Raw genomic sequence first — 24,123 nt, forward strand, 5'->3', positions numbered from 1 at the left:
TGGCCATGGTGGGTTCAGGCGGCGTGAATGATGAAAATGGCCGGGCGCTTGTGCAGGTCCGGCGCGTCCTTGGGCCAGTCCTTGACCCGGCGGCTGACGATGGTCTGGCTCGGCAGGGTTAGGTCGCAGGCCACCGCCAGCCGGGTGGCCGGGGACAGGGTGTCGCGCAATTGCTGCAGCAGCGCGTTGTTGCGGTACGGTGTTTCGATGAAGACTTGGGTCTCGTTGCGCTGGCGCGAGCGCTGCTCCAGTTCCTTGACTATTTTGGCCTTGTCGGCGGCGTCCACTGGCAGATAACCGTGGAAGGCGAAGCATTGGCCATTGGCGCCGCTGGCCATCAGCGCCAGCAGAATGGACGAAGGGCCGATCAAGGGTTCCACCCGGATGCCACGCTCATGCGCCAGCGCCACCAGTTGCGCGCCGGGGTCGGCCACCGCCGGGCAGCCGGCTTCGGAAATCAGACCCAGGTCATGGCCGTCCAGCAGCGGTTGCAGTAGGGCGGCGACGTCGGTCGCGGCGGTGTGCTCGTTCAGCGTGCTCATGGCGAGTTCGCGGATGGGCGTGTTGATGCCCAGCGCTTTCAGGTGTCTGCGCGCGGTTTTTTCCGCCTCCACCACGAAACGGGTCAGGTGCAGCACTTTGGCGCATTCGGCCTCGGGCAGCCAAGCGATGGACTCGTCGCCCAGCGGGGCGGGAATCAGGAACAGGGTGCCGCTCATTGCAAAATCTCCACACCTTCGTTGGCCAGCATCGTGATCAGTTTGAACAAGGGCACGCCGATCAGCGCATTGGGATCGTCGGACTCCACGCGCTCCAGCAGCGCGCCGCCCAGGCCCTCGCTTTTGGCGCTGCCGGCACAGTGCAGCGCGTCCGGCTCGCGTTCCAGATAATTGCGAATTTGCGCTTCGCTCAATGGACGCAGGGTGACGCGGGTGATGCCCACCGCCTCCTGCAGCCGGCGCTCGGCGCTGTTGTACAAGGCCAGCGCCGAGTGGAACACCACGGTGCGGCCGCTCATCCATTGCAGCATCTTGACGCCGTTTTCAAACGATCCTGGCTTGCCGATCTGCTGCCCGTCAAGCAATGCCACTTGATCTGAGCCTATGATCAGCGCTTGCGGATGCTTGTCCGCCAGCGATTGCGCCTTGGTGCGCGCCAGGCGCACCGCGGTTTCCAGCGCGGTTTCGCCCGGCAGCGGGGTTTCATCGCACACCGGCGGTTCGGCGTGGAAGGGCAGGCCCAGACGGGCGATGATTTCTTGGCGGTAGCGGGAGGTGGAGGCCAGTACGATCTGCATGATGTGGACGTCGCTTGTTGCGGAGCCGGGGCGGCCTGGCGGCGCGCGCGGAGGGCTCCTTGTTTCTTTTGACAAATCAGGGGAATGGATTGTACCATGCGAGGTTTATGTCTAAACCGATTTTGATCGATCCGCTCAAGTTCGCCCGGGAAGGGCGTTCGCAGGCCGGCAAACTGCCGGTTGGCGAGCTGGATGAGCGCGTGCACAGCGATCTGTCCGACACCTCCGGGGATGTGGAGTACACCCTGGATGGTTTTCGCGACAGCTTGAAGCGTTTGTCGCTGCGTCTTCATTTGTCGGCGGAACTCAAAGTGACCTGCCAGCGCTGCATGGATAGCATGCCGTACAGCCTGGACACCGATTCGGTGATCACTTTGTTTACCGACCCCGACAAGCTGGAAGAGGCTTGCGAGCAGGACGAGGAGCTGGACGCGGTCATCGCCGAACCGGAATTGAACCTGACGGCGCTGATCGAAGACGAAATCATTATGGGCTTGCCGCTTTCGCCGAAACACGACGACTGCGGCAGGGAAACTCTCTCGCTCGCCAAGGCTGACAAGCCCAATCCGTTTGCGGTGCTGGCGGCGCTTAAGAGACCCAAGTCCGAGTAAAACCCGGATTCGAACCGAATCTACTTGAATTTCTTAGGAGTCGACCATGGCTGTTCAACAGAACAAAAAGTCCCCGTCCAAGCGCGGCATGCATCGTGCACACGATTTTCTGACCGCTCCGGCCCTGGCAGTAGAAGCCAGCACCGGCGAAGCGCATCTGCGTCACCACATCAGCCCGAACGGTTTCTACCGCGGCCGCAAAGTTGTGAAGACCAAGGGCGAGTAATCTCCCCGTCTTCCTACTTTCCCCACTGATTAGGCAGCACTATTACCGCACTCGTTGATGACTATCACCGTCGCGGTTGATGCAATGGGCGGTGACGTTGGCCTCAAGGTTACCGTCCCTGCATCGATCCAATTCCTGCAAAACCATCCCGACACCCGTTTGATTCTTGTTGGCGACCAGCCAGCCCTAGAGGCGGAACTGGCCGCGCATCAAGGCGTCGCGCGTGAACGCATCCGCATCCAGCATGCCACTCAGGTGGTGGGCATGGATGAGGCGCCTCAACTCGCCTTGAAGAACAAGAAAGATTCGTCGATGCGGGTGGCCATCAATCTGGTCAAGGAAGGCGAGGCCCAGGCCGCCGTGTCCGCCGGCAACACCGGCGCGCTGATGGCGACCGCGCGTTTCGTACTCAAGACCATTCCCGGCATCGACCGTCCCGCCATCGCCAAAATGCTGCCCACCGTCAAGGGCTCATCTTGCGTGCTCGATTTGGGCGCCAACGTCGATTGCACCCCGGAACAACTGTTGCAGTTCGGCATCATGGGGTCCGAACTGGTGGTGTGCCTCAGCGGCAACGCCTCTCCCCGCGTCGGCCTGCTGAACATCGGCTCGGAAGACATCAAGGGCAACGACAATATCAAGAAGACTGCCGAACTGCTGCGCCAGTCCGAGCTCAATTTCCACGGCAACGTGGAGGGCGACGACATCTGCAAGGGCACGGTGGACGTGGTGGTCTGCGACGGTTTTACCGGCAATGTGGCATTGAAGACAGCTGAGGGGCTGGCTCACATGTTTGCCGTATTCCTGCGTGAAGAGTTCGGCCGCAGCTGGTGGACGCGCTTGTGCGCGCTGGCCGCGCTGCCGGTGTTGAAACTGTTCAAGAAGCGCATCGATCCTCGCCGCTATAACGGCGCCAGCTTGCTGGGGCTGCGCGGCATCGTGGTGAAAAGCCACGGCGGGACCGATGTCACAGGATTCCGTTACGCGCTGGAACAGGCTTGCGAGGAAGCCGGCTCCGACGTGATTGGTCACATCGCCGACCGGATTGCGCACCAATTAAATAATCTCAAGCAGTCCGAGGCGGAAGCGAACTGACAACCATGGGCTATTCCCGCATTCTAGGCACCGGCAGTTTTCTGCCCGAGCAGGTGCTCACCAATGCGCAATTGGCCGAACGCGTGGATACCAGCGACGAGTGGATAGTCTCGCGCACCGGCATCCACGCGCGCCATATTGCCGCAGATGAACACAAAACCAGCGATCTCGCGCTCAAGGCGGCGGAAGCCGCGATCCAGAGCGCGGGCATCGACAAGCACGAGATCGATCTGATCATCGTGGCCACCACCACGCCCGACATGGTTTTCCCCAGCACCGCCTGTTTGCTGCAGGAAAAGCTGGGTATTCCCGGCTGTCCGGCTTTCGACGTGCAGGCGGTATGCGCCGGCTTCATGTTCGCGCTGGTGACCGCCAACAACTATATCAAGAGCGGCATGGCCCGCCGCGCCTTGGTCGTGGGCGCGGAAATCATGTCCCGGGTGCTGGATTGGGACGACAGGCGCACCTGCGTGCTGTTCGGCGACGGCGCCGGCGCGGTGATCCTGGGCGATTCCGACGAGCCCGGCATTCTGCACGCCAAGCTGGCGGCGGATGGCCGCTACAAAGACATCCTCAATACCCCGGCCCAGATTTCCGGCGGCAAGATCCAGGGCATGCCCTATCTGCACATGGACGGTCCGGCGGTATTCAAATTCGCGGTCAAGGCCCTGTCCGACATCGCCGCCAAGACCCTGGCCGAAGCCGGCGTCGACAAGAGCGAAGTGGACTGGCTGGTGCCGCATCAGGCCAATCTGCGCATCATCGAATCCACCGCCAAGCATTTGGGGCTGCCGATGGAGCGCGTGATCGTCACATTGCCGCAACAGGGCAATACCTCGGCTGCGTCCATTCCGCTGGCGCTGGACTGCGCGCTGCGCGACGGACGCATTCGCCGTGGCCAGACTGTCCTGCTGGAAGGAATTGGCGGCGGTTTCGCCTGGGGCGCGGTGCTGTTGAAGATCTGATCCCTTATCCGGCGCAAGCGGCGGACGGCTGACCGTGGGGTCACTAGCCAAGGCGATATTTGATCGCTAGGCTTGGCAGAGGCCGCCGATTTGCGTCATTCTTGCGTCGAATTCTCAGGAGTCGACTATGTCGTTTGCTTTTCTGTTCCCGGGCCAAGGCTCGCAAAGCTTGAAAATGATGGACGGCTTCGCCGATCTGCCCGTGGTGAAACACACTTTTGACGAAGCATCGGACGCCCTGAGCGTCGACCTGTGGGCGATGCTGCAGGCGGACTCGGCCGACGAGATCAACGCCACCGTCAATACCCAGCCCATCATGCTGGCCGCCGGCTATGCCACTTATCTGGCCTGGCAGGAGCTGAACGGTCGTCAGCCTTCGCTGGTGGCCGGCCATAGCCTGGGCGAATACACCGCCTTGGTCGCCGCGGCGGCGCTGCCGTTCGCGGAAGCGGTCAAGCTGGTGCGCTTGCGCGCGGAAGCGATGCAAGCCGCGGTGCCGGCAGGCATCGGCGCGATGGCGGCCATTCTGAATCTGTCCGATGACGATATCCGCGCCGCCTGCGCGGAAGCGGCTCAGGGCGAAGTGGTGGAAGCAGTCAATTTCAACTCGCCGGGCCAGGTGGTGATCGCCGGTCATAAAGGCGCGGTGGAACGGGCGATGGAGCAATGCAAGGCCCGCGGCGCCAAGCGCGCGCTGCCCTTGCCGGTGTCGGTGCCCTCGCACTGTTCGCTGATGCGTCCGGCGGCTGAGAAGCTGGCGGCGGCACTGGAGCAAGTGCATATCGGCGCGCCGGCCATCCCGGTGTTGCATAATGCCGACGTCGCCAGCTACGGCGAACCGGCGCAAATCCGCGACGCCTTGACCCGTCAGCTGTACATGCCGGTGCGCTGGACCGAAACCATCCAGAAGCTGGCCGCCGACGGCGTGACGCAGATGGCGGAGTGCGGACCGGGCAGAGTGCTGGCCGGTTTGGCCAAGCGCATAGACGGCAACGTCAAGTGCCTGGCGCTGACCGATGTGGCGGCGCTGGAAGCCGCCCGCGGCGAACTGAATTGAATACAATGCGGTTGCGCCACGGCGCGGCCGCGATAAAGGCAAGGAGACAGCAATGAGCCTGCAAGGCAAAGTGGCCCTGGTCACTGGCGCGTCGCGCGGCATCGGCGCGGCGATCGCGGCGGCGCTGGCGGCCGAAGGCGCCATCGTCATCGGCACCGCCACCAGCGAGGCCGGCGCGGCCGGCATCCATGAACGCTTGTCCGCCCACGGCGGCGCCGGCCGGGTGCTGAACGTGACCGAGGCTGGCGCGATTGAGGCGCTGGTTGAATCGATCGAGAAAGAATTCGGCGCGATCGCGGTGCTGGTCAATAATGCCGGCATCACCCGCGACGGTCTGCTGATGCGGATGAAGGACGAGGACTGGGACGACATCATGGACACCAATCTGAAGTCGGTGTTCAAGACCTCCAAGGCCGTGCTGCGCGGCATGATGAAGGCGCGTTTCGGCCGCATCATCAATATCGCCTCGGTGGTGGGCGTGTCCGGCAACCCGGGCCAGACCAACTACTCGGCCGCCAAGGCCGGCATCATCGGCTTCACCAAGTCGATGGCGCGCGAAGTGGGCAGCCGCAACATCACCGTCAACTGCGTGGCGCCGGGCTTTATCGACACCGATATGACCCGTGCGCTGCCGGAAGCGCAACGCGCGGCGCTGGTGGAGCAGATCGCCCTGGGGCGCCTGGGCGATGCCAAGGATATCGCCGACGCCACCGCGTTTTTGGCGTCGGATCGCGCTGGCTACATCACTGGCCAGACGCTGCATGTCAACGGCGGCATGTTGATGCCGTAAACAGGCTTGCAGCCCGCCTGGAGATTTAGGTAGGCTGCTCTAATTTTTTTTTGTAGAATACCGGGGTTTTGTTATCCCGAATCAGAAAGGTCATGGGTTTAAACAAATGGAAAACATCGAAGCGCGCGTTAAGAAGATCGTTGCCGAACAACTGGGCGTGAACGAAGCCGAAGTCAAAATCGAGTCTTCCTTCGTGGACGATCTGGGCGCCGACTCCCTCGACACCGTTGAGCTGGTAATGGCTCTGGAAGAAGAGTTCGAGTGCGAAATTCCGGATGAAGAAGCCGAGAAGATCACCACCGTTCAGCAGGCCGTTGACTACGTCAGCGTTCATCTGAAAAAGTAATTCCTTCCCTTTCGAGGGGGTATTAGGACCTCTGCCCGGAGCCGTTCTGGTCTCTTTGCAGAGGTCTTTTGCCAAGAGGATGCCAAACGCGCGTTTGATCGTCGGTCTAAGAGCCAGCGCATCGCGGCGCGCGGGTGGTCTCTCGGGAGACTGCCCTCCCATCTCTCACGGAGATTCTTCGTGTCAAAACGCAGAGTTGTAGTAACCGGCCTGGGTCATGTGTCCCCGGTCGGCAATGATGTCGCCACCGGCTGGGCCAATTTGCTGGCCGGCAATAGCGGCATCACCAAGATTACCCGTTTCGACGCCAGCGACATGGCTTGCCAGATCGCAGGCGAAGTGAAGGGCTTCGAGATCAGCGACTATATCTCGCCGAAGGAAGCCCGCCGTAACGACCTGTTCATCCATTACGGCATCGCCGCGGCCTTGCAGGCGGTGGCGGACGCTGGGCTGGATGATATTCCGGGCCTGGACAAGACCCGCGTCGGCGTCAACATCGGTTCCGGCATCGGCGGCTTGCCGCTGATCGAGGACACCGGCGTGGCGCTGATGGAGGGCGGCCCGCGCAAGATCGGCCCCTTCTTCATTCCGGGTTCGCTGATCAATCTGATCGCCGGCCAGGTATCCATCCTGAAAGGCTATCAGGGTCCGACCTATGGCATCGTGTCCGCCTGCACCACCGGCGCGCACTGCATCGGCGACGCGGCGCGGATGATTCAGTACGGCGACGCCGATGTGATGGTGGCCGGCGGTTCCGAAGGCGCGGTTTCGCGCTTGGGCATAGGCGGCTTCGCCGCGATGAAGGCGCTGTCCACCCGCAATGACGATCCGGCCACGGCCTCGCGTCCTTGGGACAAGGGCCGCGACGGCTTCGTGATGGGCGAGGGCGCCGGCGTGCTGGTGCTGGAGGATTATGAGCACGCGGTCAAGCGCGGCGCGAAAATCTACGCCGAGCTGATCGGCTTCGGCATGAGCTCGGACGCTCACCACATCACGGCGCCCAGCGCCGAGGGCCCGGCGCGCGGCGTGGCCAATGCGCTGCGCGACGCCGGCATCAATGCCGATCAGGTGCAGTATGTGAACGCGCACGGCACGTCGACGCCGCTGGGCGACGCCAACGAGACCACGGCGATCAAACTGGCGTTTGGCGACCATGCCAAGAAACTGGTGGTCAACTCCACCAAGTCGATGACCGGCCACTTGTTGGGCGGCGCCGGCGGCGTGGAAGCGATCTACACCATCCTGGCGGTGCACAATCAGGTTTCGCCGCCCACCATCAACCTGCAGGAGCAGGATGTGGAGGCCGGTTGCGATCTGGACTACGTGGCCAATACCGCGCGCGACATGAAGATAGAAGTGGGTATTTCCAACTCCTTCGGCTTCGGCGGCACCAACGGCACCCTGGTGTTCAAGCGCGTTTGATCGCCATATCCGGCGATTGACAGCCAAGACCGCTGCGTTACACTCGCAGCGGTTTTTCTTTATTGTCGCCAGGAGTCTTTCATCTTCTCGCCGACAAGGCTTTGAACCGCTTCTCAAGGTCGGCCGCGAGCATGGCGCAGGGCTTGGCTTTCGCGGCAAAAAATATTATCAATTCAGAATCAGCGCCGGGCCTTGCCGGCCCAGGATCATAGATGTTCACCCAGAAACTCGATTTCATCCCCGATCTGTTGGCATTGCACGTGGCGGATCGCGAGCATTTCCCCTACCTGATGCAGTCATCCGGCGACAGCGGCTGGGACCTGCTGCTGATGCAGCGCGAGCGGCGCGTGTTCATGGCGGGCGAGGGACAGGACTTCCTGGCCCAGCTACGCGCATTCCAGCCGCAGGCGGTGTCCAATCCGCACGGCCTGCCTTTCGTCGGCGGCTGGTTTGCTTATCTGGCTTACGATCTGTTGTCCGAGTTCGAGCCGCAAGTGCCTGCCGCGCTGGAAGACAGCTTCCCGCTGGCGGTATGGGCGCGCACGCCGGCCGCGGTGCTGGTGGATAGAGCCAAGCAGGCGGCCTGGCTGGTGGGCGAAACCGCCGAGGACTGGCACGCGCTCGAGCAGCGAGTGACCGAACAGCCCGGCTTCCAGCCCAAGCCGGTGGTCTTGGCCGCGCTGGAGGAAGATCCGCCGCAGTGGTATACCGACGCGGTGCTCCGCCTCAAGCGCTACATCTACGAAGGCGATGTGTTCCAGGTGAATATATCGCGTGGCTGGCGTGCCGAACTGGGCGAGGGGCTGAGCGCGCCGGATCTGTTCGCCGCTCTGCGCCGCGCCAATCCGGCGCCGTTCTCGGCGCTGGCGGATTTTGGCGATGCGCAGATCGTCAGTTCCTCGCCGGAGCGGCTGGTGCGGGTGCGCGACGGCTGGGCGGAGACGCGGCCTATCGCCGGCACTCATCCGCGTTCACAGGACCCGGTCGAGGACGCGGCATTGAAGAAGCGCTTGATCAGCAGCATCAAGGAACGCGCCGAGCACGTGATGCTGATCGACCTGGAGCGCAATGATCTGGGCCGCATCAGCCGGCCGGGCACGGTGGAGGTCAACGAACTGATGGCGGTGGCCAGCTACGCCTATGTCCATCACATCGAATCCAATGTCCGCGGCCAGCTGCGCGACGATGTGACGCCTGCGGATGTGCTGCGCGCGCTGTTCCCCGGCGGCACCATCACCGGCTGTCCCAAGGTGCGCACCATGCAGATCATCCGCGAGCTGGAAAACAGCGCGCGCCGCGCCTACACCGGCAGCCTGGGCTATTTGAACCGCGACGGCACCATGGACTTCAACATCTTGATCCGCAGCTTCATGCAAGAGGGAAGCAAGCTGCGCTTCCGTGCCGGCGGCGGCATCGTCGCCGACTCCGATCCCGAACGCGAATTGCAGGAAACCCGCCACAAGGCGCGCGGCCTGCTGCGGGCGCTGGGCGTGGAGCAGGCCTGATGGCGATGTTGATCAATGGCCGTCCCGACGAGCGCATCGCGGCGGCGGACCGTGGCCTGTCTTACGGCGACGGCGTGTTCCGCACCCTGGAGCTGCTGAGCGGCCGGCCGCGCCTGTGGGCCTGGCAGTACGCGCGGCTGTGCGAGGACGCGCGCCGGCTGCGCCTGCCTCCGCCCGAAGAGGCGCTGTTGCTGGCCGAACTGGCCGCGGCGGCGGACGGCCTGCCGCGCGCGGCGGCCAAGATCGTGCTGACCCGCGGCGAAGGCGCGCGCGGCTACGCGATGCCGGAGGCGCCACTGTGCACCCGCATCGTCAGCGCCGCGCCCTGGAACGGCTATCCGCCGGAGCGCGCCGAACAGGGCGTGACGGCGCGCTGGTGCGAAACCCGCTTGGCCTTGCAGCCGGCGCTGGCCGGCATCAAGCATCTGAACCGGCTGGAGAACGTGCTGGCACGCTCGGAATGGCAAGATCCGGCCATCGCCGAAGGCCTGATGCTGGATATGGAAGGCTGGGTGGCGGAGGGCACGATGAGCAATGTCTATGTGCTGGAAGGCGAGGCCATCGCCACGCCCAGGCTGGACCGTTGCGGCGTGAACGGCGCGGTGCGGGATTGGTTGACCGTGCATTGTTTGGATATCGGACGCTCTTTTACTGAAACGCGACTTTCCATGCAGCGCTTGATTGACGCCGATGCGGTGTTTCTCTCCAATAGCCTGATGGGTATCTGGCAGATTACCCGCTTGGGCGAGCGCCGCTGGAGCCCTCATCCGCTGCTGCGCGCCCTGCAACACAGCCTGTCGCTTCAAGCCTGAAGCTAGACGTCGGGAGGGCAGTTCCCGGCATCGACGACAGACCTGCCCAGACCGCGTCTGCATTTTTGCTCCTCGCCGCCCTGGCCGGGCGGATCTCCATTCTTCCGACTGGCGCCGTGCCCGGACCGGGCATGGGGCAAGCGCATGCGCGGATCGCGAACAACATTAGACCAAAGCTCAGAGAGGTTGCCGTGAAATTGATTCTTAAACTACTGGCCGGCATGGCGGTGGGCCTGGCGCTGGGGCTATGGGCCCCGGACGGCCCGCTGGCCCTGCTGATGACTTTCAAAGCCCTGTTCGGGCAATTCATCGGCTTCATGATTCCGCTGATCATCGTGTTCTACATCATGAGCGGCATCGCCGCGCTGGAATCCAATTCCGGCAAGATGCTGGGCTGGACCGTGGGACTGGCCTATTGTTCCACCATCCTGTCAGGGCTGGCGGCTTTCGCTGTCGCCTCCGGCGTATTGCCGTCGCTGATCGCTCAGGGTGTGCACGCCACTGACAAGCCGGCGGCGATCAAGGCCTTGTTCACGCTGGAGATCAAGCCGCTGTTCGATGTGATGACCGCCTTGATGCTGGCCTTCGTGTTCGGCCTCGGCATCGCCGTCACCCGCGCGCTGCGGCTCAAGGAGGTGGTGGACCAGGGCAAGGACATCGTGGAACTGGTGTTGGCCAAGGTGCTGATTCCGCTGCTGCCGGCCTATATCGCCTGCGTTTTCGCCGAGATGGCGGCCGACGGTTCGGTGTTTTCCACGCTGAAGACCTTCGGCGTGGTGCTGGTGTTGGCCATAGCGATGCACTGGATCTGGCTGACCTTGCTGTACACGGTGACGGGTCTCGCCAGCGGCCGCAATCCCTGGTCCTTGATCCGCAATATGTTACCGGCCTATCTGACCGCGCTGGGCACCATGTCCTCGGCGGCGACCATTCCGGTGGCGCTGCGCTCGGCCAAGCAGATGAAGGTGTCCGGGCCGGTGGCGGATTTCGTGATGCCGCTGTGTGCGACCATTCACTTGTGCGGCTCCACCATCACGCTGGTTACCTGCGCCACCGCGGTGATGCTGATGACGGCTGGTCTGGACGTGCCCAGCTGGGACGTGATGTTCCCCTTCATCCTGCTCCTGGGCGTGACCATGGTGGCGGCGCCGGGCGCGCCGGGCGGCGCGGTGATGTCGGCGCTGGGCATTCTGGCCAGCATGCTGCATTTCCCGGAAGCCAGCCTGGCCTTGATGATTGCGCTCTACCTGGCGCAGGACAGCTTCGGCACCGCCTGCAATGTCACCGGCGACGGCGTGATCGCGTTGTGGCTGGACCGCATCATGGGCCGGTCGGTGGAAGAAGTGGAAGCCAAGCCGGCATCGCAGCAGGTCTGAGTTCGACTCATAGATTTATGTGAACTATATAACGAGCATTTAATTATTTTTAGAGATAAAGAGAGCCGGGTATATTGAGCGGGTCTTTCTGGCGCAGTAGAGCGCTGGCGGCTGTTGGCGGCGCTGTCGCCGGGAAGCCGGCCTCTTTCTGTCTGCCGGTTTTGCGGAACCGCATGCAGGTTTCTCTCGTATCTTGTTTGGGCCGAACGATGTTCGGCCCTTTTTCTTGTTTTGGTTATCTTGGCGCAGGCCGGGAGGCGCGATGTCGGCGATGGCGGAGTGTGAAGTGGCGATGGCGAATCCGGGCGTGCAAGCGGCGCTGCCGGAGCTGAACCTGATGCTGGCGCGGCATGGCTTCGAGGCGGAGCCGCTGTGTTGGCGCGAAGGCCGCGTGCGCGGCCGGCACGAGGATTGGCGCTTTCGCAGCGTGTTCCAGCCGGTGTACCGTCTGCAGGACGGCGAGCCGCGTTTGTGGTCGGTGGAGGCGCTGGCGCGGGTATCGGACAGCTTTGGCGGCCAGTTGATTCCCACGGTGCTGTTCGCCGCGGAAACCACGCCGCGCCGCACCGTCTATGTGGACCGGCAGCTGCGCTGCCTGCATCTGCTCAATTTCCTGCTGCAGTCGCCGCCGCCGGGCCTGGTGCTGTCGCTCAACGTCAATGCCCAGCACCTGGTGAATGTCAGCGAATCCCACGGGCAGTTCTTTGCCGAGGCGCTGCAGCTGCTGGGCGTGGAGCCGCGCCATGTCTGCCTGGAAATCGTCGAGGACGCGGTCAGCGACCCGGTGCGGCTGCACGGCGCGGTGCAGCGCTACCGCGATCTGGGCTTTTTGATCTCCTTGGACGACTTTGGCCAGGGCGCGTCCAATCTGGAACGGGTGTGGCTGCTGGAGCCTGATTACGTCAAGCTGGACAAGGTGTTGATGCGGCGCGCGCTGATGCGGCCGGCGCTGCGCGATAAGCTGACCGAGCTGGTGGCCATCCTGAAGCTGCACGGTGCCAAGGTGGTGGGCGAGGGCATAGAGAGCGAGATGCAGCTGGACATCGCCCGCGCCGCCGGTTGCGACTTCGTCCAGGGCTTCCACTTGGCGCGGCCGGCGGATTGCTTGAACTGGCCCGTTTCTCAAGCCAGCGGCTGAAACCACTCCTCATGGCGGCTCAGCGCCGCCAGACCACATTCGACGCTGATTTCGAGCCAGGCGTGGCGGAACGCGTCGGCGTCGCTGATCCCTTCATACACTTCCATCCAGGTGCCGGCGTCGTCGCGACGGCGCAGCAGGCGGCCAGGGACGCCGGTACGCGCCAGCAACGCCGACTGCAATGCCCGCAAGCGGGATAGCAGCGCGGCGTCATCGGCGTCGGCCTTGAAATAGCAATACAAGCAGTGATTCATCGCTGGTCCTTGGAGGCGTGGGCGTCATCGCGCCGCAACGGAAGTGGTTGTCAGCCATCGTTAGGCAGGTATGATAACCGTTCTGTGTTCCAAGGCCATGGATGGGGAGAAGCGGTGCAGCAAGGGATAGAAACCCTGGTAGTGGTGGGCGTGGGTCTGATTGGCGGTTCGTTCGCCTTGTCGCTGAAACGCGCCGGGCTGGCGCGGCATGTGATCGGCGTCGGCCGCACCCGGGAAAACTTGGAGCGGGCGCTGGAGCTGGGGGTGGTGGACGAGATCAGTCAGGACCTGGCCGCGGTGGCCGCGTGCGCGGATCTGGTGTTGCTGGCTTCGCCGGTCGGCCAGATGGGCGGCTTGATGGCGGCGCTGGCGCCGAGGTTGCGGCCGGGAGCGATTGTCACCGATGCCGGCAGCACCAAGGGCGACGTGGTGGAACTGTACCGCCGGCATCTACCCGGCCAATTAATGCATTGCGTGCCGGCGCATCCCATCGCCGGTTCCGATTTGTCCGGCGCCGCCGCCGCCCAGTACGGCCTGTACGAAAACCGCAAGGTGGTGCTGACGCCGCTGCCGGAAACATTGCCTGCCGCCGTGGAGCGGGTGGCGGCGCTATGGCGCGCCTGCGGCGCGGAAATCCATGAGATGACGGCGCAAGAGCACGACGCGGTGTTCGCCACCGTCAGCCATCTGCCGCATCTGCTGGCCTTCGCCTATGTGGACATGGTGGCGGGCAAGGCCGATGCCGAGCGCTGCTTCGATTTCGCCGCCACTGGTTTCCGCGATTTCACCCGCATCGCCGGCAGCCATCCGGAAATGTGGACCGATATCAGCCTGGCCAATCGCGACGCGCTGCTGCAGGAGCTGGACCGCTACCGCGCCGGGCTGGAGCAACTGCGCCAGATGCTGGACGCCGGCGACGGCGAGCGGCTGGCGGAGCGCTTCGGCGCGGCGCGTGCCGCGCGCACGCGCTGGCATCAGCAATTCATGCGCAAGGGTTGAAGATGGACGATAAGGTGGTGTTGATCACCGGCGCTTCGCGCGGCATAGGCGCGGCGACGGCGCGGCTGGCGGCGGCGGAGGCTTGGCGCGTCGCGGTCAATTACCGCAAAGACCTGGCCGGAGCGGAGGCGGTGGTGGCCGAGTTGCGGCGCGCGGGCGCGGACGCCGAGGCGTTTTGCGCCGATGTCTCGCTCGAGGCGGACATTGTGGGGCTGTTCGACGCGGTGGCGGAACGCTTCGGTCGTATCGACGCCCTGGTCAACAATGCCGGCGTGACCGCGCCTATGGGCCGGTTGGAAGATTACTCGGCGCAACGGGTGGAGCAGGTGCTGCGCAGCAATGTGTTGGGGCCCATTCTCTGCTGCCGCGAGGCGGTGCGCCGGATGTCCACCCGCCATGGCGGCAGTGGCGGCGCCATCGTCAATGTGTCTTCCGCCGCCTCGCGGTTGGGCTCGGCCGGCGAATACATCGACTACGCCGCCAGCAAGGGCGCGATCGATACCCTGACCCTGGGCCTGGCGCGCGAAGTGGCGGCCGAGGGCATCCGTGTCAACGCGGTGCGGCCGGGGCTGATCAATACCTCCATTCACGCCAGCAGCGGCGAGCCGGGCCGGGTGGTGCGCCTGGCCGACAGCGTGCCGATGCGGCGCGGCGGCGAAGCCGAAGAAGTCGCTGCGGCGATTCTGTGGCTGTTGTCGGATGCCAGTTCCTTCTGCACCGGCAGCCTGCTCGACGTCAGCGGCGGGCGTTGAGCCAGCGCTCGCGCATCAAGTTCAGAAACTGGATCACCAGCGGCGAGTCTTCGTCCAGTCGCGTGGCCAGGCCCATCGCCAGATAAGCGCCCTCGTCCAGCAGCGGCAGATAGCGCACGCCGGGAAGCCGCACGCATTCCAGCGGCGAGGGCAGGATGGCGATGCCTAGCCCGGCGGCGACCAGGCCGATCTGGGTGATGGCCTCGCCGGCCTCCTGCCGCGGCCGCCAGTCCATGCCTTGGCGGCTTGCTAGCTCGCGCAGCACCGTGTTCAAGCCGGTGCCGGCTTCCTGCGGATAGCCGATCAGGCTTTCTCCGCGCAATTGCCCCAGCCGCAGCGCCGGTTGACCGGCCAGCGGATGCTCGGCGCTGATCACCACCCGCAGCGCGTCCCGCTGCAATTCCACCACCGCGATATCCGCCATGGGCTCCAGGCCGTTGAAGCGCACGAAGCCGATGTCCAGCCGCCGTTGCTGCAAGGCCTGGTATTGGTCGGTGGTGAACATCTCGCACAGTTTTAGCCCGACTTCCGGAAAGCGCTGACGATAGTCGTGCAGGCCGGCGTGCAGGATGGGGGACAGCGGCAACGAGGAGGTGAAACCTATGCTCAGTTCGCCGATCTCGCCACGCGCGGCGCGCCGGGCTTCCATCGCGGCCAACTCCGTGTCGGCGAGAATGCGCTGAGCGCGGCTCAGGAATTGGCGGCCGGCCTCGGTCAACTCCACTTTGCGCTGGTGGCGGCGCAGCAGCCGCACGCCCAGCTCGGTCTCCAAGGCCTGGATCTGCTGGCTGAGCGGTGGTTGGCCAATGTGCAGCCGCTGGGCGGCGCGAGTGAAATGCAGTTCTTCGGCGACCGTGACGAAGTAGCGCAGATGGCGTAGTTCCATGATTGATATTTTAAAAGTATCAAATGACGGTTAAATATATATTGGACTGCGAATTTGGCCAAGACTAAGCTCAAGCATATATTTCGTGTTGAAAGATTTTCATGTCCGCCGATTCGCCGTCTTCCTGCCTTCGCTCTGTGGTATCGCCGTCGTCCGCCTCGTCACTTTCTCCGGCCAAGCTGCACGCCGGCACCGCCGAATTCCGCGCCACCGCGTGGGCGATGTTCGCCGGTGGTTATTGCACCTTCGCCATGCTCTATGGCGCGCAGCCATTGATGCCGCTGTTTTCCCAGGATTTCGCCTTATCACCGGCCGAGTCCAGCGGCGTGGTGTCCTTGGCCACCGGCAGCCTGGCGTTGAGCCTGATTCCCGCCGGCCTGCTGGCGGATCGCCTGGGACGACGTCCGTTGATGAACGCGGCGCTGGCGCTGGGCGCGCTGCTGATGCTGCTGTCGGCGCTGGCGGATAGTTTCCAGCATCTGTTGTGGCTGCGCGCGGCTTTCGGCGTGGCCTTGGCCGGCCTGCCGGCGGTGGCGATGGCGTATCTGAGCGAGGAGGTGGACGCCAAGTCGCTGGGCCATTCCATGGGCTTGTACATCGCCGGCAATGCGCTGGGCGGGATGAGCGGCCGCTTCATCGCCTCCTTGCTGGCCGACCATTTCGGCTGGCGCTGGGCTTTGCTGACGTTGGCCTTGCTCGGCGTGCTTGGCGCGTGGTTGTTCTGGCGCAATCTGCCGCCGTCACGGCACTTCCAGCCACGCCGGCATGATCTGGGCCGCATGTGGCGAGAGGGCAAGGCCTTGTTCGGCGATGCCGGTCTGCCCTGGCTGTTCGTGTCCGCTTTCCTGTTGTCCGGCTGCTTCGTCAGCCTATATAACTACCTGGGTTTCCGCCTGCTGGCGCCGCCGTTCAATATGAGCCAGAGCCTGTTGGGGCTGGTGTTCTCGCTGTATATCGTCGGCGTCTGGTCATCGGCCTGGGTCGGCAAGCTGTCCGACCGTCTGGGCCGGCGCAATGTGTTGTGGCTGATGGTGCTGGCCATGTTGCTGGGACTGGCGCTGACCTTGAGTGATCGCGTCGTGCTGCTGGTGGCCGGCATCGCCCTGTTCACCTTCGGTTTTTTCGCTGGCCATTCGGTGGCCAGCAGTTGGGTGGGATTGCGCGCGCGCCAGGGGCGGGCGCTGGCTTCCGCCATTTACCTGAGCGCCTATTATCTGGGTTCCAGCCTGCTGGGCTCGCTGTCCGGCCTGATGTGGGGGCGCGGCGGCTGGAACGGGGTGGCGGGGGTGTTGGCGCTGTGCCTGACGGCGATGCTGGCGATCAGCCTGGGCCTGCGGAGGCTGCAACCCTTGCCGCAATCTTGATGATGAATGGAAAAGCCCCGCGGCGATGATTCGGCGCGGGGCTTTTTGACTAGCGGTGGGCTTATTGAATGATGCCGCCGCCCAGGCAGATGTCGCCATCGTACAGTACCGCGGACTGGCCGGGAGTGACCGCCCATTGCTTGTCGCGGAAAGTCAGCCTGGCCTGGCCGTCGACGATGGCGGACAGATTGCAGCCGGCATCGGCCATGCGATAGCGGTTCTTGGCCGCGTATTCGCCGGCTGCCGGCGCCGATGGCAGCGTCCAGCTCAGGTCGGCCATCGCCAGCGTCGGCTTCAGCAGCAACGGGTGATCGTGGCCCTGCACCACGATCAGCCTGTTGCCGGGGATGTCCTTGCCGGCGACGAACCACGGTTCGCCGGTGCCGTCGCGCGCGCCGCCTATATTCAGGCCCTTGCGCTGGCCCAAGGTGTAATACATCAGGCCGATATGCTCGCCCACCACCTTGCCGTCCGGCAGTATCATCTCGCCGGGCTTGGTGGGCAGATAGCGTTGCAGGAATTCACGGAACGGCCGTTCGCCGATGAAGCAGATGCCGGTGGAGTCCTTCTTGGCCGCGGTGGGCAGGCCGGCTTCCTCGGCCAGCTTGCGCACTTCGGTCTTGCGGATTTCGCCGAGCGGGAAGATGGCCTTGGCCAACTGATGCTGCTGCAGCCGATACAGGAAGTAGCTCTGATCCTTGGTGTGGTCCACCGCCTTCATCAGGTAGTGGGTGCCGTCCTGCTCCAGCTTGCGCGCGTAGTGGCCGGTGGCGATGCAGTCGGCGCCCAGTTCCATCGCGTAGTCGAGGAAGGCCTTGAACTTGATTTCGGCATTGCACAGCACATCGGGATTGGGCGTGCGGCCGGCGGAGTATTCCTTCAAGAAGTAGGAGAACACGCGGTCCTTGTACTCCTTGGCGAAGTTGACGATCTCCATGTCGATGCCGACGATGTCGGCCACGCTCATCGCGTCCAGCGCATCCTGCTTGATCGAGCAGTACTCGTCGTCGTTGTCGTCTTCCCAGTTCTGCATGAAGACGCCGATCACCTCGTGTCCCTGCTGTTTCAGCAGCGAGGCGGTTACCGAGGAGTCCACGCCGCCGGACATGCCGACGACAATTCGTTTCTTACTACCCGTCACGGGGAAAATCCTTCCATCCAAATATCGAGGGCAATCACCACCGGGGCTTGCCCAAAGTCCTTGAACCAGCTGTCCACCGCCCAATCCCGGCCGGAAAGCATGTCGCGCAGCACCGCGGTGTAGTGCAGGTCCAGCAATAGCGGCGCGCGCCAAGCCGGCTTGCCCACCGTGTGGTATTGCAGCCAGCCGTGGTCCTGCAGATAAGTGAGGAAGGTGCTGACATTGCTGCTGTGGTCCACGCAGTCCATGCGGCCTTCGGCCGGCCCGTCGCGGAAATTGCCGCCCTTGTCCTGCCAGATCGGCAGCGTGCGCGCGGCGATGTGATAAAGCGCGGTGACGGCGTCGCTGACGGCGGAACGCTCGGTTTCCGGGCTGTTGGCGGCGGACAGGCGGGCGGCGAGCCAGGCATCGGCCTCGGCGGGGATGTCTACGTAGGCATGTCTGGAGCAGCCGTAATGGTAGCAGATATTGATGGCGCTGGCTTGTGCCGCCCACGGGAGGCCGGCCAGCAGCGCCAATAGGAAAGACAATAATCTCAAGGACATGCAGACTCCGGGGCCGCGGCGCTTAGCGGCCCAGATGGTGGATCATGGACAGAGGGTGGCGCTTGCCGGCGCGGAAATCGTCCAGGCACTGCTGCACCACTGGGCTGCGGTGCTGCGCGCGCAGCGCGACGATTTCCTCGTGGCTCAGCCATTGCGCCGACAGAATGCCGTCGTCCAGCCGCGGATAATCCTCGCGTCGTAGCGGGTGGCCGTAGAAGGCGAAGCGCAGATAAGTGATGTCGCTATTGGGGCGGTCCACCAGATAGATGCCCACCAGCCCCAGCGGGCGGAAGTGCCAGCCGGTTTCCTCCAGCACCTCGCGCTTTACCGCGTCTTCCAGCGTCTCGCCATACTCCAGGTGGCCGGCCGGCTGGTTGAAGCAGATGCCGTCGCTGGTCACTTCCTCCACCATCAGGTAGCGCCCGTCCAGTTCGATGACTGCCGCAACTGTCGCATTTGGTTTCCACTGCGTCATGGTCTGCGCTTTCTTGTTGACAATGATTCTTGTTTGAATCTATATTCTTGATAACGATTCTCGATTACTTTAACGCAATCCCGCGCCACATTACACCACCGGAACTGCCATGTACGTTTGCCTGTGCCATGCTGTAACTGACAAGCAAATCCGCGAAGCGGTGCACAACGGAGCCACCCGCATGTGCGATTTGAGCCGCGAGCTTGGCGTGGCGACCGATTGCGGCAAATGCGCCTGCATGGCCAATCAACTTCGCAAGGAGGCTGTTCAAGCGCTGGGTCCGGCTTCGACCGCGCGCAGCGCCGCTTGATCTCATCCTTCGCTTCCTGCTTAGTCTCGGCCAAGGCCGGGCAGACTGCAAATCCCCACGCGCCGTATTCTCGCGGCGCGCATATCCTATTTTCGACCTTGATGCCTTGAGACTGGCGCGCGCTATGTCATAATGGAAGAATCATTTCTTCCGGAGAGCGCGATGCAAGGCGATAAAAAGGTCATCAAATACCTGAACCAGATTCTCAAGAACGAACTGACCGCGATCAACCAGTATTTTCTGCATGCCCGCATGTACAAGAACTGGGGCTTGAAGAAACTCAACGAACACGAGTATCACGAGTCCATCGACGAGATGAAGCACGCCGATGCGCTGATTGAGCGCGTATTGTTTCTGGAAGGGCTGCCGAATCTGCAAGACTTGGGCAAGCTGCATATCGGCGAGAATCCGAAGGAAATGCTGGAGTGCGATCTGAAGCTGGAAATGGACGCGCTGCCGGTATTGCGCGAAGCCATCGCCTACTGTGAGAGCGCCAAGGACTACGTGACCCGCGACCTGCTGGAAGACATCCTGGAGAGCGAGGAAGAACACGTGGATTGGCTGGAAACGCAGTTGAGCCTGATTGAGAGTGTTGGCCTGCAGAATTATCTGCAAAGCCAGATGCACGACGAGGACTGAGTGTCGAGCTGAGGCCAGCACTGGCCGGCAAAGAAAAAGGGCTGTCGCGAGACAGCCCTTTTCACATGGCGAGCGCGTCGTTATTTCTTCTGCGTCGTGGCGGGCTGAGACGCGTCGTGCGGCGGCTCCAGGTCGATTTCCTCCCAGGGCAGCGCCACTTTTTTCTTGTTGATGGTCAGCACGCCGGCGCCGTAGTTGAGCTCGGTGTTGATCTGGCCCTTGTCCTCGACGATGTACTGCTCGCTCTTCCACTGCGCTAACTGGCTGTCCAGCAGGTTCTTGGCCAGGTCTTCCACTTCCTTCATGTTCGGCTGGTCCTCGGCGCTTTGGTCGACGGTGAACAGCGTGCGCGCCTGAGCGATCACCAGGTCTTCCAGCGTCTGGCGCGGCAGGCTGAGCTTGGCGTCCACGTCAAAGCGCTTGAGGAATTGCGATGCGTCGTTGAGGTCGGCCGGCTGCAGGCCCTTGACGCCCAGGCTGCCTTCCAGCTTGGCTTCGCCGCTCGGCATCTTGAGATAGAACTCGTTGATCACCACTTTGGGATCGTTCTGCAGCAGCGGGATGCCATTCTTCTTGATGGTATCGATGTATTGCTTGCGCAGCAGCGCCGGGTCCACGCCTTCGAACGGGATCTGGCCTATGGCCTGGTCCAGCTTGACCAGGGTAGGGCCATGCAGGTGATTGGCGGAGATGTCCAGCCGCATCGGGCCGTAGCGGTGGTCATTGAAGTTGAACTCGGCGAAGTTCAGCTTGCCGCGGGTATTGACGTAGTCGTCCTGCTCGCTGGTGACGATCTGGTAGCGGAAGTCCTTCAAGGTTACCGCGGACGGCTTGAACTCGCCGGACGGATTGATGAATTCGCCGATGCGCACGCGGGTCATCAAATAGACCAGCTCGTTCAGCTTGATGCTGTAGGGCACGCTTTCGCGCGAATTGAGGCGGACGTTGCCCACGGTCAATTCGCTGGTGCCCAGCTTGACGCCGGTATTGCCGGGGCGAATGTCGGACAGGTAGCGCACGCCATCGAAGGCGATGCTGCCCTTGCTGGCGGCTTCCAGCAGGAAGCCGGGCGACAGCGCCTCGGTCTTGTATTCCTTGTAGCCGTCGGCGTAGTCGAGCTTGAGGTCGAAGCCCTTCCATTTCATCTTGACGCCGGACAGCGCTTCTTCATAGTCGAAGGCCGGCACCGTGACGCCTAGCTCGCCGCCGCCGCCAAAGCCCAGGCGGTTGACGATGGTGATGGGTTCCTTGTCGCCGAAGAAGCTGGCCAGCGTCTTGCGGGTGGAGTCGCTCATCGCGAACTCAGTGCGCACCAGCGCGCGGCCCGGGCGGAAGTCGAAATCGCCGATGCCGGGGAAGGGGCCGTGCTTGACGTGGTTGGTGAACTTGATGGTGGCGTTCAGCAAGGGCTTCACATTGTCGGGCAGCATGTTTTCATACGGGCCGGACAAATGGCGGTTGAACACCAGCTCGGTGGTTTCCGTGGAAGAGAACCAGCCGCGTTGATAACTGTGGGATTTGACTTTGAACAGCGGCAGGTCGGCCAGCATCTTGTGCTGTTCCTGCAAGGTCTGCTCCGCCTTGACGCCGGCCCACAGGGTCGCGCCTCCATACAGAACGAACAGGCCACCGAGGGTGGCGCCGGCAATGATCAGACGACGATTTGGCAACACTAGCGCTTTTTCTTAACTAGGATGGAATGAGGCCCTATGGTACACCATCGCCTGCTGCTTGCGTTACTGCCGGCGCGTGAACCGGGGGGCGTCGGCGGGGTCCAAGTTTGGCGTTTGCGGCGGCGGCTTGCCGGCGCAACAGCAAAACGGTCTGACATCGGCAGGCCGCTTGTATAGAATAGAGTCTTTCTTCTAGATTGCTTTACGAGGCGCGATTAGTACATGAATTGGATAAACGGCGTGCTAGACCTCCCGTGGTGGGGCTATATCGTGGTGGCCTTGGTGCTGACCCACATCACCATCGCATCGGTCACCATCTTCCTGCATCGTCACCAAGCGCACCGCGCGCTCGATCTGCATCCCATTCCCAGCCACTTCTTCCGGTTCTGGCTGTGGCTGACCACCGGCATGGTCACCAAGCAATGGGCGGCCATCCATCGCAAGCACCACGCCAAGTGCGAGACCGCGGACGACCCGCACAGCCCGCAGGTGCTGGGCATCAAGAAGGTATTGTGGGAAGGCGCGGAATTGTACCGCGGCGCCTGCAAGGACCAGTCCATCATGGACAAGTTCGGTCACGGTACGCCGGACGACTGGCTGGAGCGTAATGTCTACACCCGCCACAGCGCCAAGGGCATCGTGCTGATGCTGCTGATCAATCTGGTGCTGTTCGGGCCCGTCGGCCTGACGATCTGGGCGGTGCAGATGGTGTGGATTCCGTTCTGGGCGGCCGGGGTGATCAATGGCATCGGCCATTTCTGGGGCTACCGCAATTTCGAGAACGAGGACGCGTCCACCAATATCTTCCCCTGGGGCATCCTGGTGGGTGGCGAGGAATTGCACAACAACCACCATACCTTTGGCACCTCGGCCAAGCTGTCGTATAAATGGTACGAGTTCGACATCGGCTGGATGTATATCCGCATTCTGGAAATCCTGGGCCTGGCCAAGGTGCGCAAGGTGGCGCCGCGGCTGGCCGAGGACGCGTCGCGCCCGCAACTGGACCTGGAGCATTTGCAGGCCATCATCTCCAACCGCTACGCCATCGCCTCGCGCTATGCGCGCGAGCTGAAAGAGGTGTATCGCGGCGAGCTGGACAAGATCAATCTGCCGGACTTTTCCGGCAGCAAGCTGAGCCGCAAGATGAAGGTGTGGCTGAAGCAGGACGCCAAGGACACGCCGGAAACCGAGCGCATGCAGCTGGCCACCTTGCTGGAGCATAGCCAGGTGCTGGCCACGGTCTACTCCATGCGCCAGGAATTGACCCGTTTGTGGGAACGTTCCACGCTGAGCCGCGAGCAGCTGTTGAAGGAATTGCAGGACTGGTGCAATCGCGCCGAAGCTTCCGGCATTGCCGCGCTGCAGCGTTTCTCCATGAGCTTGCGCCAATCCGCGATGCTTTAAGCCTGTTCCAGGCTAAGCCGAAACCCGCAGCGTGCTGCGGGTTTTTTGCATTTGGCGTTAGCGGAGATTAGATTTGTTCTTTATATAAAAATAAGAAATAAAATTTATATTTTTAATAATGATTGGGAATATAATGCGGCGATGTTGATGTAAATCGTGAGATGAACATGGCCACATTGCAATTGACCGACGGGGCGAGCGAGCTGCCCTATATTCATGGTTTTTCCGCTAGCGAGCAGGCGCGCCTGGTGCGTCAGGCGCGTTTCTCCGAGTCCGTGGTGTATCGAGACATCGATTTCTCCGGCGTCGGCCAGTTGCTGGAGGTGGGCTGCGGCGTTGGCGCGCAGACCGAGATCCTGCTGCGGCGCTATCCCGATCTGGAAGTGACCGGCGTCGATTTCAGCCAACGCCAACTGGCGGTGGCGCGGCAGCGCCTGCAGGGCAGCCCGTGGCAGGACCGCGCCCGGCTGTTGCACATGGACGCCGAGGACCTGGATTTCCAGCCAGCCAGTTTCGACGCCGCCTTCCTCTGCTGGGTGCTGGAGCATGTGCTGTCGCCGGAACGAGTGCTGGCCGAGGTACGCCGCGTGCTGAAGCCGGGCGCGCGGCTATACGCCACGGAGGCGATGAACGCCTCCTTCTTTCTATCGCCTTATTCCGCGCATCTGCAGCAGTACTGGCTGGCTTTCAATGATCACCAACTGGCGGTGGGCGGCGATCCCTTCGTCGGCGCCAAGCTGGGCAATATGCTGCTGCGGCTGGGCTTCCGTCATGTGGAAACCCAGGTCAAGACCTGGCATCTGGACAGCCGCGACCCGCATCGCCGCCAGCAAGTGCTGGACTATTGGACCGAGCTGCTGCTGTCGGCGGCGGATCAGCTGATCGAGGCGGGGCGGGTGGACGCGGCGCTGGTGGCGGCGATGACGCGGGAGTTGAGGCAGCTGCGCAGCAATCCGGAGCTGGTGTTTTTCTATAGTTTTCTGCAGGCGACCGCCGTGGTGTGAGGCGGAATTTTTTTAGTTTCAATATAACAAAAAGTTT

27 protein-coding genes are annotated in these 24,123 nt (G+C 62.8%); 19 read left to right on the plus strand and 8 right to left on the minus strand.

The genetic code is table 11. From position 1 onward, the window contains the following. Positions 1-14 precede the first annotated feature (14 nt). Together ACE3QM_RS09800 and ACE3QM_RS09805 are read right to left on the minus strand one after the other, a co-directional pair. Positions 15-719, minus strand: a complete 705-nt coding sequence (locus ACE3QM_RS09800; protein ID WP_374421559.1) for an SAM-dependent methyltransferase — start codon at positions 717-719, stop codon at positions 15-17. Then, the gene (locus ACE3QM_RS09805) at positions 716-1,297 is read right to left on the minus strand and encodes a nucleoside triphosphate pyrophosphatase (protein WP_231461964.1); all 582 of its coding nucleotides are present in this window, start codon (positions 1,295-1,297) and stop codon (positions 716-718) included. The genes ACE3QM_RS09800 and ACE3QM_RS09805 overlap by 4 nt, the downstream gene beginning before the upstream one ends. Before the next feature lie 107 nt (positions 1,298-1,404). Here ACE3QM_RS09805 and ACE3QM_RS09810 point away from each other — a divergent pair, with 107 nt between their 5' ends. From ACE3QM_RS09810 to ACE3QM_RS09865, 12 genes are all read left to right on the plus strand, one after another. Beyond that, positions 1,405-1,908, plus strand: a complete 504-nt coding sequence (locus tag ACE3QM_RS09810; protein WP_048410553.1) for a DUF177 domain-containing protein — start codon at positions 1,405-1,407, stop codon at positions 1,906-1,908. A gap of 46 nt (positions 1,909-1,954) precedes the next feature. Continuing rightward, on the plus strand, positions 1,955-2,134 hold the full coding sequence (gene rpmF / locus ACE3QM_RS09815) for a 50S ribosomal protein L32 (RefSeq protein ID WP_011136965.1): 180 nt from the start codon (positions 1,955-1,957) through the stop codon (positions 2,132-2,134). A 57-nt stretch (positions 2,135-2,191) separates the two neighbouring features. Then, on the plus strand, positions 2,192-3,229 hold the full coding sequence (plsX, locus tag ACE3QM_RS09820) for a phosphate acyltransferase PlsX (protein WP_048410554.1): 1,038 nt from the start codon (positions 2,192-2,194) through the stop codon (positions 3,227-3,229). 5 nt (positions 3,230-3,234) lie between these two features. Then, positions 3,235-4,194, plus strand: a complete 960-nt coding sequence (locus tag ACE3QM_RS09825) for a beta-ketoacyl-ACP synthase III (protein WP_231461962.1) — start codon at positions 3,235-3,237, stop codon at positions 4,192-4,194. Positions 4,195-4,321: 127 nt separating this feature from the next. Further along, positions 4,322-5,251 (plus strand): ACP S-malonyltransferase, encoded by a 930-nt coding sequence (gene fabD, locus ACE3QM_RS09830; RefSeq protein WP_048410556.1) that lies wholly within the window; start codon positions 4,322-4,324, stop codon positions 5,249-5,251. Between the two features lie 52 nt (positions 5,252-5,303). Further along, a complete protein-coding gene (gene fabG / locus ACE3QM_RS09835) occupies positions 5,304-6,041 on the plus strand; it encodes a 3-oxoacyl-ACP reductase FabG (protein WP_048410557.1) in 738 nt (245 codons plus the stop codon). Positions 6,042-6,147: 106 nt separating this feature from the next. Beyond that, positions 6,148-6,387 carry an acyl carrier protein gene (gene acpP / locus ACE3QM_RS09840; RefSeq protein ID WP_048410558.1) on the plus strand — a complete coding sequence of 80 codons (240 nt, stop codon included), beginning with the start codon at positions 6,148-6,150 and terminating at the stop codon, positions 6,385-6,387. Between the two features lie 180 nt (positions 6,388-6,567). After that, entirely contained in the window at positions 6,568-7,809 is a 1,242-nt protein-coding gene (fabF, locus tag ACE3QM_RS09845) for a beta-ketoacyl-ACP synthase II (RefSeq protein ID WP_231461961.1), read from the plus strand. A gap of 212 nt (positions 7,810-8,021) precedes the next feature. Further along, positions 8,022-9,314 carry an aminodeoxychorismate synthase component I gene (locus tag ACE3QM_RS09850; protein ID WP_374421560.1) on the plus strand — a complete coding sequence of 431 codons (1,293 nt, stop codon included), beginning with the start codon at positions 8,022-8,024 and terminating at the stop codon, positions 9,312-9,314. Beyond that, positions 9,314-10,126 carry an aminodeoxychorismate lyase gene (pabC, locus tag ACE3QM_RS09855; protein ID WP_374421561.1) on the plus strand — a complete coding sequence of 271 codons (813 nt, stop codon included), beginning with the start codon at positions 9,314-9,316 and terminating at the stop codon, positions 10,124-10,126. Before ACE3QM_RS09850 ends, pabC begins: the two co-directional genes overlap by 1 nt. Positions 10,127-10,317: 191 nt before the next feature. Further along, on the plus strand, positions 10,318-11,502 hold the full coding sequence (locus ACE3QM_RS09860; protein WP_374421562.1) for a dicarboxylate/amino acid:cation symporter: 1,185 nt from the start codon (positions 10,318-10,320) through the stop codon (positions 11,500-11,502). Between the two features lie 262 nt (positions 11,503-11,764). After that, positions 11,765-12,640 (plus strand): EAL domain-containing protein, encoded by an 876-nt coding sequence (locus tag ACE3QM_RS09865; protein ID WP_374421563.1) that lies wholly within the window; start codon positions 11,765-11,767, stop codon positions 12,638-12,640. Here the strand turns inward: ACE3QM_RS09865 and ACE3QM_RS09870 are convergent. After that, positions 12,625-12,894, minus strand: a complete 270-nt coding sequence (locus tag ACE3QM_RS09870) for a DUF4936 family protein (RefSeq protein WP_374421564.1) — start codon at positions 12,892-12,894, stop codon at positions 12,625-12,627. The two genes, ACE3QM_RS09865 and ACE3QM_RS09870, sit on opposite strands and share 16 nt — an antisense overlap. A 114-nt stretch (positions 12,895-13,008) precedes the next feature. Between ACE3QM_RS09870 and ACE3QM_RS09875 the strand changes: the two genes are divergently transcribed. Both ACE3QM_RS09875 and ACE3QM_RS09880 read left to right on the plus strand, forming a co-directional pair. After that, on the plus strand, positions 13,009-13,893 hold the full coding sequence (locus ACE3QM_RS09875) for a prephenate dehydrogenase (RefSeq protein WP_374421565.1): 885 nt from the start codon (positions 13,009-13,011) through the stop codon (positions 13,891-13,893). Positions 13,894-13,895: 2 nt separating this feature from the next. Further along, positions 13,896-14,645, plus strand: a complete 750-nt coding sequence (locus ACE3QM_RS09880) for an SDR family oxidoreductase (RefSeq protein WP_374421566.1) — start codon at positions 13,896-13,898, stop codon at positions 14,643-14,645. On the opposite strand, the gene ACE3QM_RS09885 is transcribed toward ACE3QM_RS09880, so the two are convergent. Then, positions 14,629-15,531, minus strand: a complete 903-nt coding sequence (locus ACE3QM_RS09885; protein ID WP_374421568.1) for a LysR family transcriptional regulator — start codon at positions 15,529-15,531, stop codon at positions 14,629-14,631. The genes ACE3QM_RS09880 and ACE3QM_RS09885 overlap by 17 nt on opposite strands. A gap of 101 nt (positions 15,532-15,632) precedes the next feature. Here ACE3QM_RS09885 and ACE3QM_RS09890 point away from each other — a divergent pair, with 101 nt between their 5' ends. Continuing rightward, on the plus strand, positions 15,633-16,895 hold the full coding sequence (locus ACE3QM_RS09890) for an MFS transporter (protein ID WP_374421570.1): 1,263 nt from the start codon (positions 15,633-15,635) through the stop codon (positions 16,893-16,895). A gap of 61 nt (positions 16,896-16,956) precedes the next feature. On the opposite strand, the gene mnmA is transcribed toward ACE3QM_RS09890, so the two are convergent. From mnmA to ACE3QM_RS09905, 3 genes are read right to left on the minus strand one after another with little or no spacing between them, the layout of a single operon-like run. Beyond that, complete coding sequence (gene mnmA, locus ACE3QM_RS09895) at positions 16,957-18,036, minus strand: tRNA 2-thiouridine(34) synthase MnmA (protein WP_374421571.1); 1,080 nt, start codon at positions 18,034-18,036, stop codon at positions 16,957-16,959. Continuing rightward, positions 18,033-18,581: a hypothetical protein gene (locus ACE3QM_RS09900; RefSeq protein WP_231461949.1), complete on the minus strand. Its 549-nt coding sequence runs from the start codon at positions 18,579-18,581 to the stop codon at positions 18,033-18,035. Before ACE3QM_RS09900 ends, mnmA begins: the two co-directional genes overlap by 4 nt. A gap of 22 nt (positions 18,582-18,603) precedes the next feature. Beyond that, positions 18,604-19,056: an NUDIX hydrolase gene (locus tag ACE3QM_RS09905; RefSeq protein WP_048410570.1), complete on the minus strand. Its 453-nt coding sequence runs from the start codon at positions 19,054-19,056 to the stop codon at positions 18,604-18,606. A gap of 109 nt (positions 19,057-19,165) precedes the next feature. On the opposite strand from ACE3QM_RS09905, the gene ACE3QM_RS09910 reads away from it, so the two are divergent. Then, a complete protein-coding gene (locus ACE3QM_RS09910) occupies positions 19,166-19,366 on the plus strand; it encodes a bacterioferritin-associated ferredoxin (RefSeq protein WP_082151095.1) in 201 nt (66 codons plus the stop codon). Positions 19,367-19,528: 162 nt separating this feature from the next. After that, complete coding sequence (gene bfr, locus ACE3QM_RS09915) at positions 19,529-20,005, plus strand: bacterioferritin (protein ID WP_048410572.1); 477 nt, start codon at positions 19,529-19,531, stop codon at positions 20,003-20,005. A gap of 80 nt (positions 20,006-20,085) precedes the next feature. Here bfr and ACE3QM_RS09920 read toward each other — a convergent pair whose 3' ends face one another. Then, a complete protein-coding gene (locus tag ACE3QM_RS09920; RefSeq protein ID WP_048410573.1) occupies positions 20,086-21,678 on the minus strand; it encodes a YdgA family protein in 1,593 nt (530 codons plus the stop codon). Between the two features lie 222 nt (positions 21,679-21,900). Here ACE3QM_RS09920 and ACE3QM_RS09925 point away from each other — a divergent pair, with 222 nt between their 5' ends. Both ACE3QM_RS09925 and ACE3QM_RS09930 read left to right on the plus strand, forming a co-directional pair. Next, positions 21,901-23,082, plus strand: coding sequence for a fatty acid desaturase (locus ACE3QM_RS09925; protein ID WP_269325978.1), 1,182 nt, complete (start codon positions 21,901-21,903; stop codon positions 23,080-23,082). 167 nt (positions 23,083-23,249) lie between these two features. Further along, positions 23,250-24,086 (plus strand): class I SAM-dependent methyltransferase, encoded by an 837-nt coding sequence (locus ACE3QM_RS09930; protein ID WP_048410575.1) that lies wholly within the window; start codon positions 23,250-23,252, stop codon positions 24,084-24,086. Positions 24,087-24,123: the final 37 nt, after the last annotated feature.

The sequence above is a fragment of the Chromobacterium sp. genome (assembly GCF_041912965.1).
Taxonomy (GTDB): Bacteria; Pseudomonadota; Gammaproteobacteria; order Burkholderiales; family Chromobacteriaceae; genus Chromobacterium; species Chromobacterium aquaticum.